The following is a 14,290-nucleotide window of genomic DNA, read 5'->3' on the forward strand; positions in this document are numbered from 1 at the left end:
TGACATCACCGCGCTGGCCCTGTTCGCCGGCCCCACATCGAGTGTTCCCGCTCCGCCGGCGAAAGTCGCTGACGGTAACGGAGTTATGCCCGGCCGTCGCGGGGGGCCGGGCGTCGCCGGTGTCAGAGGTCCTCGACGTAGTCGGCGGCGTTGTCGTCGGGTGGGCCGGTGTACAGGCGCAGGTAGCGTTTGCTGGCGGGGCCGAGGCGGCGTTTGAGTTCGGCGCGGTCGTGGCCGGTGGCGCGCGCGAGGGTGAAAGCGAAGGTGTGGCGGGCGTCGTGGGGGCGCAGGTGGCCGAGTTTGTGGTCAGGGTCGGTGGTCTGGGCGTCGTGCAGGCGGGCGAGTTCGCCGACGATGGTGTTGATGGCGCGGGCTGAGAGCCGTCCGTCGGGGCGGCGGCTGCCGATCGTGGAGGCGGCCAGGAAGATCGCGGCGGGCTGGGTGCTGGCGGTGGCGTCGCCGGGCCGTTCGGTCTGCAGGTAGTCGGCCAGGGCGTGGCGGGTGTCGCGGCCGAGGAAGACGATCCGGCCGGGCCGGGCTGTGCGGCCGGCGCCTCCGGCGCGGCGGGTGCGGGCCTGGTGGTGCACGCCGCACAGGCGGGCCCGTCCGGCCTGGCGGAGCCGGTCGGGGTTGGCCGGCTGGAGTTGGTCCAGGTTCAGGCCGACCAGCTCGGCGCGGCGCAGCCCGGTGCTGAACAGCAGGTAGATGATGGCGCAGAGGCCGCTGACTTCCCAGCGGCCCGCATACCGCTCGTGCCCGTCTCGGCTACAACCGCGCCCATGTCCTGCTCGACAAAGTACGCCGGCCCATCCGCGGGGGTTTCACCGCGGAAGCTCATCCGTCCACTCGGTGGTCACCGAGATATACGAGCGGCTCAACACCGCACCCCCTTCGGCGGTCAGCAAGATGTTGGCACGCGCCACCCGGGCGGCCTCGGGATCGACGACCATCCTGATCTCCAGGCTCTCGGAGAGCGGGATCAGCAATTCCTGCCCGCCCTCGACCGGCCCCGCGTTCTTGACCCCCGGCGTCGCGGCGAGGGCCTCGAATGCTGCCGAACGGACCTGCGCGGGCGTCGGCAGGTCCGTGATCAGTGTGATCAGCGGGGTGACGAGCTTGCCTTGCCGGTCGGCAGGCATCATGGCGTTGTCATTCCGGGGACGCCCGGCGATGCGCGCCTTCAGCTCCTCCGGATCCGACGGAAGCCCTTCGAGCTCCTCGAAACCGATCTCGGCGCCCATGAGCCGGAACGGGGCCGGGTCCTCGACGACGGCGCCGGGAGCGGCGTCCCTGGACCAGCGGTGGCCGTCGCGGGTGGTCCAGCTCTCCTGCACCTGGGGTCCGTCCGGGCCCTGGAATGTACGTGTGATGTGCCAATAGGTCCCCGTGCCCTGGGGGATGTGCTCGGCGCTGGTTGCCGCCATGAGCAGGACGTCCCTGCCCGAGACCGGTACGGCGGCGGGCGGGGACAGGCTGGTGACGATCACGGCGACGGCCACTGCGGCGGCGACCGCCATGCCCAGCACCGGCAGGAGCCGGCCGCGGCGCCCGACGGCACCTGCCCACCACGGCAGGCGCCGGACACCGTGGGAACGGGCAGGAGGCGTTTGGGGAGCGGCTGAGGCGGGGTCCTCAGCTGTGATCAAGGTGAATAGCGTTTGTGCCTCCGAGTCGGAAGGGTGGCCTCCCGGCTGTCCGGGCGCGACCCGGGCCAGCGCCCTCGTCATGGCGTCGATCTCGTCGGTGTTCTTCACAGCGACCTCTCCACCGGCGCAAGCCGGCTTTCCGGGGTTGAACGGATGCCCGCATCGCTCAGCGCGCGGGAAAAGCGCCGGCGAGCGCGGTGGAGCCTGACGCGTACGACATTGCGCGACAGGCCCAGCGCCGTGGCGATGTCCTTGTGGTCGAGGCCCTCCCAGGCGACCAGCGCCAGCAATTCCCGGTCGTCGTCGGGCAGGGCCCGAAATATCTGGGTGATCGCCTCCCGTTCGAGGCCGCCGTCGGGAGCATCGGCGTAACGGTCGACCATCTTCACATCGAGCTCGGCACTGCGGGCCTTTCGGCGACTCTCGCTACGGTGGTGGTTGGCCAGTACGTTGCGTGCCACGCCGTAGAGCCATAGCGTGGCCTCGTCCCCTGCCGGCAGCTCGTCCACCCGCCGCCAGGCGATCGTGAAGGTCTCCGCCACCACGTCCGCAGCATCCTGCGGCGAGTCGCAGCGGCGCACGGCATACGCTGTGATCTGGCCATATGTCTCCCGGTAGACGGCCTCGAATCTGGCCAGCCGTTCGTCAGGCACGGGCGCTTCCCATGAGCGATTCCTTTGTCAGCACGAAATACAGACATGCTTCCTATGTGTGGAGCGAGCCCATCATTACGCGCCAACTTCAAGAAGTTTCAGCGTGTTGGTAGCGCAGAGGCGGTGTACCTCGGGTTCTCGGAAACGCGCGATTCCCAGAGCGGCTCGGCCAGGACCGGCCGCTGGCCTCCATCGCCGACGATGAAGTCGGTGATGCCCTCGAACTGCTGTGAGGCGATGTCTCCATCCGCGAAGGCGAGCTGTCGTCGATCACGCTGCTGCGGCGGCTGCGGCACGACTCCAAACGCAACAAGATCTACCGTGCTTTCCGCGAGCTGGGCCGCGTGATCCACACCATGGTGCTGATAGGTGCATCTCCGACGCCACGCTGCGGGAGAACATCACCCGGGCCACCAACATGGTCGAGTCCTTCAACAACTTCTCCAAGTGGATCGGGTTCGGCAACAACGGCGTGATCGCCGAAAACGAGCCCAAGGAGCAGGAGAAAGCGATCAAGTTCAACACCCTGGTCGCCGACCTGATCATGTACCAGACCACCCTGGACATGTCGCTGGTGCTCAACCGGCTGCGCAGCGAGGGCGAGACGGTGCATCGCGCCGACGTGGCCATCATGTCGCCCTACCAGGAGAACAACGTGCGCCGCTTCGGCGACTACATCTACGACCTGAACGCGCCGCTGGACGGCATGGAGGTCCACCTCGACCTCGGCGAGGAGGCGGACGCAGCCTGAGCCGGGCTCTGCCGCCGCAGGTGAGCCAGCGTTGCCAACGTTTGGCGCGAGGGGGATACCGGCGAAAAACAGCGATCAGGGTCGGCGTGGCGCGCTGCTAGGCCTGCTCGATCTCATGGGTACGCGAGCCAAACTGTCCGCCGGCGCGAGGCCGCCGACGATGTGGCTGACTCGCCGCCACGTGCAGACGTCGGGCTGATGCCTGGACATTGCGCCTGCTGGAACCAACGCGCCCCAGCAGGAAGATCGCTGTTTCGTGGGCGAGAGCGGCGGCGACGATGACGCCGCCGCGCCGTGGGCTGAGAGGCGCCGACGGCTACGGTGCGGGATGGGAGCGGGCGACGGCCAGGGTGAGCGCGGTGATGTGCTCGGCGAGCGCCGCGACCAGCGCGGGCGGGTTGCGGACGGTGAAGGGCCAGGGCAGGCCGGTAAGGATGCGCGCCATGGCGGGCAGGTTCTCCGCGCCGCTGACCAGGAGCACGCCGCCGTCAGGGCAGGCGTGGAGGTCGCCGAAGGTGGCCGGCAGATGGTCGCGGGCGGTGTCCAGGTCGGTGTCGAGCCAAACCTCGGTGCGGTGGGTCCAGGCGCCGAGCGTCAGCGTGTGCAGGACGTGGCTGACGGGGTCGAAACCGTCGGGCGGGGTGAAGGTGCCGGGCAGTTCGGCGGCGCCGCTGATCCTGTCCAGGCGGTACATGCGGATGGCGGCGCGGAGATGGTCGTGTCCGACCAGGTACCAGCGGCGTGCGTGCACGACGAGCCCGTATGGGTCCACCTCACGTGCGCCGCGGGTGTGCTCGATCCGGACGGTGTGCCGCGCGTGGACGGCCGCGGCCAGCGTCAGCGCCAGGTGTGGTTCGGGGGTCAGCGGGCCTGCCGTCGCCGAGGTGGCGGCGATCAACGCGGTGACGCGCCGGCGCAGCGGCGCGGGCAGGACGCGGTTGAGTTTGACCAGCGCCCGATCGGTCGGGCCGGGCTCTCCCACCTGTTCGTGCTGCTTGCCGGTGGCCAGCGCGACCGCGACGGCGACCGCTTCGTCATCGGCGAGCATCAGGGGCGGCAGGCGTACGCCGCGGGCCAGCCGGTAGCCGCCGTAGCGTCCGCGGACGGACTCGACGGGGATGTCCATGTCGCGCAGGGCGGTGATGTAGCGGCGGACGGCGCGGGCGTCGACGTCCAGGCTCCGGGCCAGTTCGTCGGCGGGCACCAGGCCGCGCTCTTGCAGGATCTCCAGCAGTGCCAGGACGCGAGTCGCGGGACGGGACACGGTCGCAATCCTAATGAGGGCAGAAAGCGTCCACAATCCTCCCTAGCCTTGCGCCGGTAAGAGATCGATCGAAAGGAGTCGACTCGGTGTCGACCATCGTTCTTGTCGGCGGTTCGTTCCTCGGTGCATGGGCCTGGGAGCGCGTGACGCCGCTGCTGACTGCGTACGGCCACCAGGTGCATCCGTTGACGCTCACCGGTTTCGGCGACCGCGCGCATCTGGGCTCGTCGGACACGACGCTCACCACGCATGCCCGCGACATCGCGGCTGCGATCGAGTACGCCGGGTTGCGTGAGGTGGTGCTCGTGGCGCACTCTTACGGCGGAGCCCCGGCCACGATCGCCGCCACCGCGATTTCCGGACGGATCGCCCGAATGGTCTACCTCGCCGCGATGCTGCCCGAGCCGGGCAAAAGCCTGTTCGACAGCACGCCCGCGCCCGTCGTCGAAGCGATCATGCAAACTGTCCGGGACGGGCGGATCCCGGTGATGAGCGACGAGGTCATCGACGCCAACTTCGGCGAGCACGGGCTCACCCCCGAGGACCGGGCCTGGCTGCGGGCACGCGGCGTCGGCCAGCCGATCGGCACCTACCAGGATCCGGCGCCGGCCGACCTGCGCGCGGTGCAGAGGCTGCCCCGTACCTACATCGCTTGCGCGGCCGACCGGGGCGGTCCGCCGCGCATGCCGGGCCTGGAGGTGATCACGCTGGACGCCGGGCACTGGCCGATGATCACCGAACCGGAGCTGCTGGCCCGGGTGCTGGACGAGGTGGCCCGGTCATGATGCGGCCGTACCGGGTGAAGATTGCGCAGGAGAGCCTGGACGACCTGGCCGCCCGGCTGGCCGCGACCCGCTTCACCCGCCCGCTGCCCGGCCATGGGCTCGGCGTGCCCGCCGGCCGCGTCCGGCACCTGGTCGATTACTGGCGCGACGGCTACGACTGGCGCGCCTGGGAGCGGCGGATCAACGTCCATCCGCAGTTCATGACCGAAATCGACGGGCTTGACGTGCACTTCCTGCACATCCGTTCGGCCAGGCCGGACGCCCTGCCGCTCATCCTCACCCACGGCTGGCCCATGTCGGTCGTAGAGTTCCTGCCGCTGATCGACCGGCTGAGCGACGCCTTCCACCTCGTCATCCCCTCAGTGCCCGGCTTCGGGTTCTCCGGCGTACCGCGTGAGCCGGGCTGGAACCGCCGCCGCGTCGCCGCGGCGTGGGCGGAGTTGATGCGCCGGCTCGGTTACGAACGTTACGGCGCGCACGGCAACGACGTCGGCTCCCTGATTTCCATTGAGCTCGGACGCCTGGATCCGCACCGCGTCGTCGGGGTGCACGTCACCCAGATCTTCTCCCTGCCCTCCGCTGATCCGGCGGAGCGCGCCCTGCTGGGGCCGGACGACCGGGCGAAACTGGCCGCCCTGGAACGCTTCATGGCCGGCCGGAGCTCCTACCTCGCCCTCCAGTCCACCCAGCCGCAGACCCTGGCGCACGCGCTCGCCGACTCCCCGGCCGGCCAGCTGGCCTGGAACCTGCAGCTGTTCGGCGACGCGGTGAGCGACGACTACATCCTCACCAACGCCACCATCTACTGGCTGACCGACACCGCCGGCAGCTCGGCCCTGATCGGCTATCACGGCAACAGGCCGCCTGCCGGGCCGTCATCGATCCCGCTGGGCCTTGCCTGCTTCGCCGACGACTTCTTCCCCTCCATCCGCCCGCTCGCCGAACGCGACCACAGCGCCATCGTGCACTGGAACACCTACGACAAAGGCGGGCACCATGCCGCGCAAGAGGAACCCCAACTCCTCGCCGACGACCTCCGCACGTTCTTCACCCTCCGCCGATGACCTCGCCCGCAAGCGCACCGGCCGCGGCACCAGTGGTCTTCACCCGATGGGGAACACACATGGGAACACAGCGCATGCCGACCGCGTTCGTCGTCTTCTTCCGGAACATGAACCTGGGCCACCCGAACAGCCCCACCCGGGCGATGCTCGAAGACGCGCTGCGCGCCGCGGGGGCGTCGTCGGCACGGTCGTTCCAGACGAACGGGACGGTCCTGATCGAGGTCAGCGACACCTCGCCCCGCGAGGTGGTGAACCGGGCGGCGCCGCGGCTGCTGACGGTCAGCGGCTACGACGACGCCGTGTTCGTGCGTCCACTCGACCAGCTCGCGGCGACCCTCGAGCGCGACCCCTTCGCCGGCAGCGGCGACGAACATATCTATCGCGAGACCTTCACCTTCTTCGACAGCGACCAGGAGTTCGGCGCCCCGCTGCCCTGGACGAATGACCGAGGCGATGTCCGCATCATCGAGATCGGCGGTGGCGTGGCGCTGAGCGTCATCAAAAGGATCGCAACCCGGGTCGGCAGTCCCACCGCCGAGGTGGAGGCGAGGCTCAAAGCCCCCGCCACCACCCGCACCGCAGGGACGGTCAAGCGCCTGGTCAAGCGTTTCACCGAGCCGGTGACGGCCCCGGCCCACAGCTGGGACGAGCGACAATGATCGCCCAGCCACACATCACCACAGCCCTACTTCCGAGATTGACACAATCTCGGAAGTAGACTCCCAAGTGTGACTTCCGAGATTACGCAATCTGTGACTTCGAGTGCTTGATGGCGGTGCAGCTTCAGAGGTAGATGGCGCGACCGCCCTCGAACCGCCTCACTCGAGCCTTCGGGCTATGCGACCCACCTCGGGTGGCGGCGGGAGACGTGGCATCGCCGTGAACATGCCCTCGTCTCCGGAGGTGCTGAAGAGACCCCGTTCGGTGCCGTAACGGATCGCCCCGTGAATCTCCTCTTCCGTCGCCAGGAGCTGGTGGGAGAGCTCCTCCAGCGTTGCCGAGACGGTGCAACCCGGGCTCCACACCGCCACGGCGGCCAGGTCGGCGGCGAACGAGGTGTAACGGTGGAACGCGTCCTGGCGCCGGATCATGGTCACTTGCTCGTCCGGCAGGCGCAGCACCTCCTCCACAGGCGGTGGGCTCGCGGGGGGACGATAGCGGGTCACCTCGGCGGAGGTTTCGGCGATCACCAGGCCGGCCGCCACCAAGAGCCGCAGCAACTCCTGCCGCGTGGCCGGTGCGGGCACACCCAGTTGCACGGCGTAGTCCGACAGATCCTCAGCAAGAGGGCCGCTCCAGTCGCCTGAACTGCTGGACCATGGCTGGTAGGCGGCGGCGATCTGTTCCTCGGTGGCGTCACTGGTGCCGGCTGCGATCTGGACGGCGTGAAGCACCTCCTGACATGGGAGCCCGAGAACAGCCTCCCAGCCAGTACGCCCGGACTGTACGGCGGGTCGGCTCCGCGCTAACCAGCGGGGAGGCTGAGGAGGCTCGGGGGCCGCCCAGAACTGCATCCGCCAGAGGTCACCCTCCGATGCTTCGAATCCGGGGATCTCCGGCGGAGTCCTGCGGCAGGAGACCCGGACTCGATACATTCCCGGTGCTCCGAGCCGGAGCGGTCTGTCTGCGTAGTTTTCGCCGTAGAGCACGGTCGTCAGCATGACGGAACCGGTGTTGGCGTAGTACGGAGTCTCGACCACGTCGTGCCAGACGTCGTCTAAGGGGGGAGGACCGTGATGCGCCTCCAAGCGCACGTGATGGCGCGCGTCGCGAGCTGACGCTTGCAACCATCCATCGCCCGCCTTGGCGATGGTACCGCCAGGCTGCGCGTCCACCGCTTGCTCGTCGAGCAGGGGCAGCCCCGGTCGCGATCTGGATGCCGGATCGACGCCATGAGTGTCCCTGACGACGATCGTTCCGTACTCGGGCCAATGATCCTCTACGGCGATGATCCTCACGTATTGACCGTAACGGTCAAATGGCCGGCCGGCGAAGGTGTTCGCGTTGATCTCGATCCGCACAGTGATCTTGTCGAGAATCGACCGTCTGCCGACACTTTGAAGGCGGATCAAGATGCCCAGGTCGAATGTGTCGACAACACGTGTCGACTTTCAATGTCGGAGAACGGTCTGCAGAGTAAATTCCGACACATGCTGTTCGGCTGCGCGCGGGTTTCGACCGCGGACCAGAACTCCGACCACCAGATCGACGCACTCCTGCGCGCCGGAGTCTATCGCGAGAACATCCACATCGACAAGGCGTCCGGGGCGAAGGCCTCGCGGCCGAAGCTCGATCTGGTGCTTCAGCTGCTGCGCGAGGGCGACACGTTGAAGGTCACCCGGCTGGATCGGCTGTCGCGGTCGGTGCTGCACCTGGTGACACTCGGCGCGGACCTCCGTGAACGGAAGATCGGCCTGCACGTGATCGAACAGGGCATCGACACCGAGACGGTCGAAGGCCGCGCCATGTTCGGCATGCTGTCAGTGCTGGCCGAGCTGCAGCGCGAACTGATCGTGGTGAACACGATGGACGGCCTGGCCTCGGCGCGGGCGCGCGGCCGGATCGGCGGCCGCCGACCGCGGAGCAGGCCGCCCTCGCCCAGGAGCTGTACGACGCGCGGGTCAAGACGGTCCAGCAGATCGCCGATCTGTTCGACGTGCCTCGCTCCACGGTGTACGGGCACCTGAACAGGGAGACCACGGCGCCCCGCCAGCCGAAGAAGACCGCAGCGAAGGCGTAGCCGTCAGCCGATCAAGTACTCCAGACGGCCGCCACGCTGGTGCGCCCCCAGTGCTTACCTGCAACTGCTATGCCTGCTCAAAGACGAGATCGACGCCGCCCCGGTCAACCACGTCATGACCAAGACCCGCCACAAGAACCCCCGCACCCACTGAGCGGCCCCACCAACAAGACGCCAAATACCGCCGGGTAACTCACGCCATCAAGCCATCAAAGTCACAGCCCGCACCCACCGCGCCCTGCCCGGCAATGAGCCGAAACTGGCCCTGGCCGCCTACACCGAGCACCATCCGGTCCACGTCGTCTCCTTCACGGCGACGTCATCGACCTCGGCACACCCGCGACTTTCCAGCCCCCGCCCAGCCATCAGGCAGCCAACCGGCTGACGATCGCCGTCCTGCAGAACTACGACCTCACCCACGAACGAAAGGCCTCACTGATCGTTAACGTGCGGGAACTTCTGGATCCACAAGGGCCCAGCGCGGACCCATGGGCATGGAACGTCCGCCGCTTGGCATGGATGAACTCATCGAGCGCTGGACTGTGCTGAGCGATGAGGTCGGCCTGGTCAGTGCGAAACAGGAAGGGTGCGGCTCCTCTTGAGTGACTGAAGCGGTCAAGCCGTGAGGGCGTATCCGTCCTGGTAGCCGGTCTGATGGACGCGTTCGTGTTGTCGGGCGAGATGGAAGTCCAGTACTCATCCACGCTTGCCAGGACCGATGAGTTTTGTCGCCGACGTCTGTCAGTAGAGGCGATGACCCCACTCCGAAGGAGAATTGAAATGATCGTGGACTCGGCGCTGCAGGCCCTGGACAGACTCGTCGGTACCTGGAAGATCACCGGAGGGCATGAGGGAACGGTGACCTATCGCTGGCTGAACGACTTCTTCCTGCAGCAGGACGTCCAGTTGGGCGACACGCACGGCTTCGAGATCATCGGCCGGGAGCGGAGGTTGATGGCCGAGCCCAGCGCCGACATCAAGTCCCGCTACTACGGCGATGACGGCAGCACCCTCGACTACACCTATGAACTCGAGGGCGACATCCTCACCATCTGGGCGGGTGAGCGGGGTTCTCCCGCTTACTTCCAGGGCGTCTTCAGTGCCGACGGCCGTGCCCTCACCGGAGCCTGGGTGTACCCGGGTGGGGGCGGCTACGACTCCAACGCCGAACGCGTTGACTAGGGCTGTCTGGGGTTGGCCAGACACCTTCGTAAGAAGCCGCGGCAAGCCGACCGAGCGGGCGCCAAGTCCGCGCGTCTTGCCGTGGCGGCGGGGGAATGCCTCGCGTTGGCGGTGAGCAGGCCGATGGGTGCGTTGTTGGTGTCGTTCGTTATGACGCCAGGGTCAGGCCGCTCAGGGACCGCAGGGCCGCCGAGGCGGGGTGCGTGTGTTGAGGGCTGGGTTGTGGTGTCATGGGTGAGTCGTCATGCCTGCTAGGCCGTCCGGTCGGCCTCATGGCGTCTCATGCGCAGGCCATGGGGGCTGGTGGGCTGCTGGGTGGAACGCTCGCCAACGCCTATCCCGGTGGTGCGCGAGCGCTTGTCGAGGTCAGGAGCAAGACATGGTGGATCTCGGTTTCGCCGGCCCGAGTCGCCGGGCCAACGATCATGAGTTCGTGAAGGTCGTCGATGGATACCCCTCGGGTGACCATGGACATCCGGATGGTGTCGATCGACACTCCGGAGACGAAGTTCGAGAACTTGACGCCGGTGACCGCCCAGGCTGCGTTGGAACGAGCCAAGGCGCGGCTGCAGGACGGCACCTACGATGCGTTGCCGGAGCCGCTGCGCGAGTATCTGACGACGCGGATCACATCGGATGCGGCCCAGCGTCACATCGACGCCGGCTTGAAAGCTACCGATGTCCACAGGCAGCAGGTCGATGAGCGCCTGGCGCTGCCCGCTGGCAAGAAGCGGAAGATGGCGGTCATCGCCACTGGTGCGCTGCTCGATGACAACGGCCGGCTTCTGGCCTACACCGCGCCCTGGTTCGGCGGCGGCGCCTCCGACCCTCTGCCCCCGAAGGACGATCCCCGGCGGCGCACGTTCAACCTGGACATGGTGGCCTCCGGCTGGGCGGCGCTGTTTGTCATCTACCCGTCCATCCCGCGGGCGTTCGACCTTAATCTGCTGCTGGCCGAGGCGGACAAGGCGTGGACCGACAAGCGGGGAGCGTGGTACGAGTTCGGCGACGATCTCCTGCTGGCTTACGAGTACCGGGCCTGCGTCAAGCTCGGAGTGAAAGACCTGCAGGACCCGGCCAAGGCGATCGCGGAGGCGTATCAGCGGGTCTGTGTGGATCTGCGGACGATGACCGAGGTCGGCCTGTACGGCTACCACGCCGTACCACCGCAGCACCGGCTCTGGATCTGGGCGTCGGATCTGGAGCAGGCCCGTAAGGACTTGCCGCTCGTCCGTTGAAGCCTGATCAGGCTCACTGGAAGGTTCGTATTCTCCGAACGTCCACGTTCAGTGGAGCGGCGCTTTCGGAAGGTGCGCGCGTCCAACACCCCGCGTCGGCAGCAGTTCGCCCCGTTGCTGCCCGTCTCGCCCGTAGCCCGTGCTCGCAGCCCCGCCGTCTCCAGATGAGGTCGCTTCCTTAGTGCGAGTGGTCTAACTTACATCACGCTGACGTGCGGCGTGCCAGTGTTCTGGTCGGCCCACCGGCCCCGGACGACTCCCCTGCTGGTCACCTGAGCTCTTGCAGTCGTCCGTATGTCAGGCGCGAATCTTCCTCAGAGATCACGGAAAGATCACGGCTGTCAGGAAGTGTCTAGGACCGCCAAACCGGGTTTCACCTGCGGTGATCACCGCAGTAGGGTCACTGGTACACACATTGTTGACGGCGTCGTACGGCTGGCCCCCGATATGGCTGTGCCCCGGGCTGCGTGCTGGCAGAGGCAATCCCGGGGCTTATGTCATCCACGCTAGCACGAGCCGTCTGCCGAGAGAGCGAGCGCCTGTGGAGCAGCACGACGCCCAGCACCTGCACCGTATGCTCAGCCAGGCCCGCCTGCCCGAATATGAGGCGTTCTGTGCCGGCGACCAGGTGGCCGCGCTCCGGTTGTTCTGCTGGAACACCGAGGTCTCCGCGGCGTTCTACGGACCCTTGCAGCACCTCGAACTCGCCCTGCGTAGCGTCCTTGACCAGCACCTGTTCCAGCTGTTCGGCCAAGACGACTGGTGGAATCATTCCCAGGCCAACCTGCACCACGGCGCGCGCGCCAAGATCGATGAGGCGGTCCGCCAGCTGAGCCGGCGAGGGCCGGTGCCCGCCCCGGCGCACGTGGTCGCCGAATTGCCGTTCGGGTTCTGGGTCAGCCTTCTCGGCAGTGGCAACTCTTACGACCAGCGGCTGTGGCGGACGGCCCTGTACCGCGCCTTCCCCAGCTACCACGGAGGCCGCCACGCCCTGCACCGCAAACTGGACTTCCTGCGAGTACTCCGCAACAAGATCGCCCACCATGCACCCATCCACCACCGGCACCTGGATGCCGACCACGAGGCCATCATGACCGTGCTCGGCTACATCGACGCGCCGTTGGCGGCACTCGTGGCCCGCTACAGCCCAGTGCCCGCCGTCCTGGCCAGCCGGCCGATCCCGCGCTGAGACAGTCCCGCAGTGGCGGCCAGACGCCATCGTTGATCTGGACGCTGGACCTGGAAAGCCAGGCAAGGCGATGACTACGTCTCGGGTCCCAGCGCCTCCTGCCTGTGCGGGTCGGGCGACGGTGAGCGCACCAGCGCGGTTGCGGTGGTCGCGTCGGCTGGGGTGATGCCCGGGCTGCTTCGGTGAGCCGGTCGGCGTATGAGCCGGCTGGGGTGTGCTCGGCCGCGCCGTGACTGGGGGTGGTGCGGGCGGGTGTGGCGGCCGCCGGGCCGGTGGAACAACCGCAGGTGCACTGGCTTGACGGCGATGTTCCAGCGGCGGCGCAGGCGGGTGACCAGGTCGACGGCGGCGGGCACGGTGAGCAGGGTCCAGGCCGCCGATCCCCATCCTTGGGACTGCAGCATCTGGTGCAGCGCGGCCACCATGACGGGGATGAGCGTGCCCCAGGTGCGCACTTCGCTGGCCAGCATCCAGCATGCGGCGCGCCAGCCCTGGTGGGTGACATCGGCCAGGCGCATCCGCAGGGCCGCGCTCACCAGTGACAGGGCGTAGCTCAGCGGGTTGGGGCATTCGTGCAGGTCGGCGTGCCACTCCAGGGCGCGGTCGCGGCGGGCGTGGCCGGCGAGGCCGATGGCGAGCTCATACAGCCCGTGTGCGAGCACGTGCTGGGGCGGGTAGCGCCGCAGCAGCGGCTGTTGTTCGGCCTGGCCGGCGGTGAGGGTCCAGGGCTGGGCGCCGGCGTGGATCAGGGCCAGGACTGCCACGATGGCGGTGGTCAGGCCGCCGGTGATGGCCAGCTGGCCGGCGACGATCCAGGGTGTCGCGGCGGGGCTGGCCAGCAGGAGCAGGGTGCCGCCGGCGGCCAGGGCGGCGCCGCAGCACAAGGACGCGGCGGCTCGCCGTCGCTGGCGGCGCATCTGCTCGGCGAGCAGGCAAGACGTGGTGGCCACTCATCCTCTATGGGGGGAGCCCGCCGAGCCGAGCCAGGCGGGACGGGTCAGGGCGCCGCGGCGCCCGGTGCGTGCCCGTGCCTCGGCGTACAGCTGCCGCCCGGTCGCGCTGATGCTGTACAGCCGGCGGGCGGGTCGTGCCTGTGGTGCGTCCGGCTCCCAGTGCCCGCTGATCCAGTCCGCCTGTTCCAGGCGCTCCAGGATCGGATACACCGTGCCGGGGCCCAGGCCGGTCTCGGCGCAGATCCGGTAGCCCCACAGCGGGTCCTCCGGCGGGGCGGCCAGTAAAGCGTCGAGCACGAGCCGTACCGGCGTGGTCAGCCGGATGGGGCGCACAGGTGTCGTCACACCGGGTCGCCTCCTTGTCGTGGGGACCCTGCATCGAGAACGATAGTCACCTTGAGTGCCTCATAACAACTCTGAGTGACAATTTGGAGGATAGATGCCGAACATCACCTTCGCCCCCGGAGCGGGGCGATCAGGAGCCCGGGTACGGCATCGGCGTCTACACCATTCGTGGGCTCGGCAGAGCGGTCAGACGGTGCCCGTACTCGCGGAACCGCCTGCCACGTCAACGCCGCTCTTCGTGCGCAACGCCTGTGAGAAGGCCCTGATCCCACGGCGGAACTCGTCGACGCTGGTCAGGCAAGGATGAGGGCCACCAGGCCGATGGGATGGTTCTGGCAGCCCCGCAGGCGACAGTACCGCAGGCAGGCCCTGCCTCAGGCGGCCCTTCGGACGTGCCACGCCGACCAGCTGCGCCACCTGACCCGCCCGATGCTCGGAGCAGTTCTCTGTGTGGCACATGCCGGAGACGCCCCACACCCG

17 protein-coding genes are annotated in these 14,290 nt (G+C 68.2%); 9 read left to right on the forward strand and 8 right to left on the reverse strand.

Going from position 1 to position 14,290, the window contains the following annotated elements; translation table 11 throughout:
- Positions 1–122 precede the first annotated feature (122 nt).
- The 4 genes from HD597_RS01970 to HD597_RS01985 form a co-directional block, all read right to left on the reverse strand.
- Positions 123–710, reverse strand: coding sequence for a tyrosine-type recombinase/integrase (locus tag HD597_RS01970; RefSeq protein WP_308210561.1), 588 nt, complete (start codon positions 708–710; stop codon positions 123–125).
- 111 nt (positions 711–821) lie between these two features.
- Positions 822–1,517: a hypothetical protein gene (locus tag HD597_RS01975; RefSeq protein WP_253739916.1), complete on the reverse strand. Its 696-nt coding sequence runs from the start codon at positions 1,515–1,517 to the stop codon at positions 822–824.
- A 233-nt stretch (positions 1,518–1,750) separates the two neighbouring features.
- A complete protein-coding gene (locus tag HD597_RS01980; RefSeq protein WP_253739917.1) occupies positions 1,751–2,299 on the reverse strand; it encodes an RNA polymerase sigma factor in 549 nt (182 codons plus the stop codon).
- 98 nt (positions 2,300–2,397) lie between these two features.
- Positions 2,398–2,652 carry a hypothetical protein gene (locus HD597_RS01985; RefSeq protein ID WP_253739920.1) on the reverse strand — a complete coding sequence of 85 codons (255 nt, stop codon included), beginning with the start codon at positions 2,650–2,652 and terminating at the stop codon, positions 2,398–2,400.
- Here HD597_RS01985 and HD597_RS66550 point away from each other — a divergent pair.
- Together HD597_RS66550 and HD597_RS01990 are read left to right on the forward strand one after the other, a co-directional pair.
- Positions 2,560–2,775: a Tn3 family transposase gene (locus HD597_RS66550; RefSeq protein WP_372513351.1), complete on the forward strand. Its 216-nt coding sequence runs from the start codon at positions 2,560–2,562 to the stop codon at positions 2,773–2,775. The genes HD597_RS01985 and HD597_RS66550 overlap by 93 nt on opposite strands.
- Complete coding sequence (locus HD597_RS01990) at positions 2,673–3,050, forward strand: Tn3 family transposase (protein ID WP_308210562.1); 378 nt, start codon at positions 2,673–2,675, stop codon at positions 3,048–3,050. The genes HD597_RS66550 and HD597_RS01990 overlap by 103 nt, the downstream gene beginning before the upstream one ends.
- 316 nt (positions 3,051–3,366) lie before the next feature.
- Here the strand turns inward: HD597_RS01990 and HD597_RS01995 are convergent, their stop codons facing one another.
- Positions 3,367–4,314 carry a helix-turn-helix transcriptional regulator gene (locus HD597_RS01995; RefSeq protein ID WP_253739922.1) on the reverse strand — a complete coding sequence of 316 codons (948 nt, stop codon included), beginning with the start codon at positions 4,312–4,314 and terminating at the stop codon, positions 3,367–3,369.
- An 86-nt stretch (positions 4,315–4,400) separates the two neighbouring features.
- On the opposite strand from HD597_RS01995, the gene HD597_RS02000 reads away from it, so the two are divergent.
- The 3 genes from HD597_RS02000 (at position 4,401) to HD597_RS02010 (ending at position 6,822) form a co-directional block, all read left to right on the forward strand.
- Positions 4,401–5,099 (forward strand): alpha/beta fold hydrolase, encoded by a 699-nt coding sequence (locus HD597_RS02000; protein ID WP_253739923.1) that lies wholly within the window; start codon positions 4,401–4,403, stop codon positions 5,097–5,099.
- Positions 5,096–6,163 (forward strand): epoxide hydrolase family protein, encoded by a 1,068-nt coding sequence (locus HD597_RS02005; protein ID WP_253739924.1) that lies wholly within the window; start codon positions 5,096–5,098, stop codon positions 6,161–6,163. The genes HD597_RS02000 and HD597_RS02005 overlap by 4 nt, the downstream gene beginning before the upstream one ends.
- A 74-nt stretch (positions 6,164–6,237) precedes the next feature.
- Positions 6,238–6,822 (forward strand): DUF1697 domain-containing protein, encoded by a 585-nt coding sequence (locus tag HD597_RS02010; RefSeq protein ID WP_253739925.1) that lies wholly within the window; start codon positions 6,238–6,240, stop codon positions 6,820–6,822.
- A 159-nt stretch (positions 6,823–6,981) separates the two neighbouring features.
- On the opposite strand, the gene HD597_RS65670 is transcribed toward HD597_RS02010, so the two are convergent.
- Positions 6,982–8,121, reverse strand: a complete 1,140-nt coding sequence (locus HD597_RS65670) for a DUF6042 family protein (protein ID WP_253739926.1) — start codon at positions 8,119–8,121, stop codon at positions 6,982–6,984.
- Between HD597_RS65670 and HD597_RS02020 the strand changes: the two genes are divergently transcribed.
- The 4 genes from HD597_RS02020 (at position 8,095) to HD597_RS02035 (ending at position 12,512) form a co-directional block, all read left to right on the forward strand.
- Positions 8,095–8,850 (forward strand): recombinase family protein, encoded by a 756-nt coding sequence (locus HD597_RS02020; RefSeq protein WP_253739928.1) that lies wholly within the window; start codon positions 8,095–8,097, stop codon positions 8,848–8,850. The genes HD597_RS65670 and HD597_RS02020 overlap by 27 nt on opposite strands.
- 833 nt (positions 8,851–9,683) lie before the next feature.
- On the forward strand, positions 9,684–10,085 hold the full coding sequence (locus tag HD597_RS02025) for a hypothetical protein (protein ID WP_253739930.1): 402 nt from the start codon (positions 9,684–9,686) through the stop codon (positions 10,083–10,085).
- A gap of 461 nt (positions 10,086–10,546) precedes the next feature.
- A complete protein-coding gene (locus HD597_RS02030; protein WP_253739932.1) occupies positions 10,547–11,323 on the forward strand; it encodes a hypothetical protein in 777 nt (258 codons plus the stop codon).
- A 541-nt stretch (positions 11,324–11,864) separates the two neighbouring features.
- Positions 11,865–12,512: an Abi family protein gene (locus tag HD597_RS02035; RefSeq protein WP_253739933.1), complete on the forward strand. Its 648-nt coding sequence runs from the start codon at positions 11,865–11,867 to the stop codon at positions 12,510–12,512.
- A 74-nt stretch (positions 12,513–12,586) separates the two neighbouring features.
- Here HD597_RS02035 and HD597_RS02040 read toward each other — a convergent pair whose 3' ends face one another.
- Positions 12,587–13,462: a hypothetical protein gene (locus HD597_RS02040; RefSeq protein ID WP_253739934.1), complete on the reverse strand. Its 876-nt coding sequence runs from the start codon at positions 13,460–13,462 to the stop codon at positions 12,587–12,589.
- Positions 13,463–13,810, reverse strand: coding sequence for a PadR family transcriptional regulator (locus tag HD597_RS02045; RefSeq protein WP_253739935.1), 348 nt, complete (start codon positions 13,808–13,810; stop codon positions 13,463–13,465).
- Between the last annotated feature and the right edge of the window lie 480 nt (positions 13,811–14,290).

Origin of the sequence: Nonomuraea thailandensis, assembly GCF_024172165.1 — a bacterium.
GTDB lineage: Bacteria > Actinomycetota > Actinomycetes > Streptosporangiales > Streptosporangiaceae > Nonomuraea > Nonomuraea thailandensis.

Excerpts from the sequence above, each read along its gene's own strand:
- HD597_RS01975 (WP_253739916.1), bottom strand. The coding sequence starts at position 1,517 with ATGGCGGTCGCCGCCGCAGTGGCCGTCGCCGTGATCGTCACCAGCCTG.
- HD597_RS02005 (WP_253739924.1), top strand. The coding sequence starts at position 5,096 with ATGATGCGGCCGTACCGGGTGAAGATTGCGCAGGAGAGCCTGGACGAC.
- HD597_RS02010 (WP_253739925.1), top strand. The coding sequence starts at position 6,238 with ATGCCGACCGCGTTCGTCGTCTTCTTCCGGAACATGAACCTGGGCCAC.
- HD597_RS02020 (WP_253739928.1), top strand. The coding sequence starts at position 8,095 with ATGATCCTCTACGGCGATGATCCTCACGTATTGACCGTAACGGTCAAA.
- HD597_RS02025 (WP_253739930.1), top strand. The coding sequence starts at position 9,684 with ATGATCGTGGACTCGGCGCTGCAGGCCCTGGACAGACTCGTCGGTACC.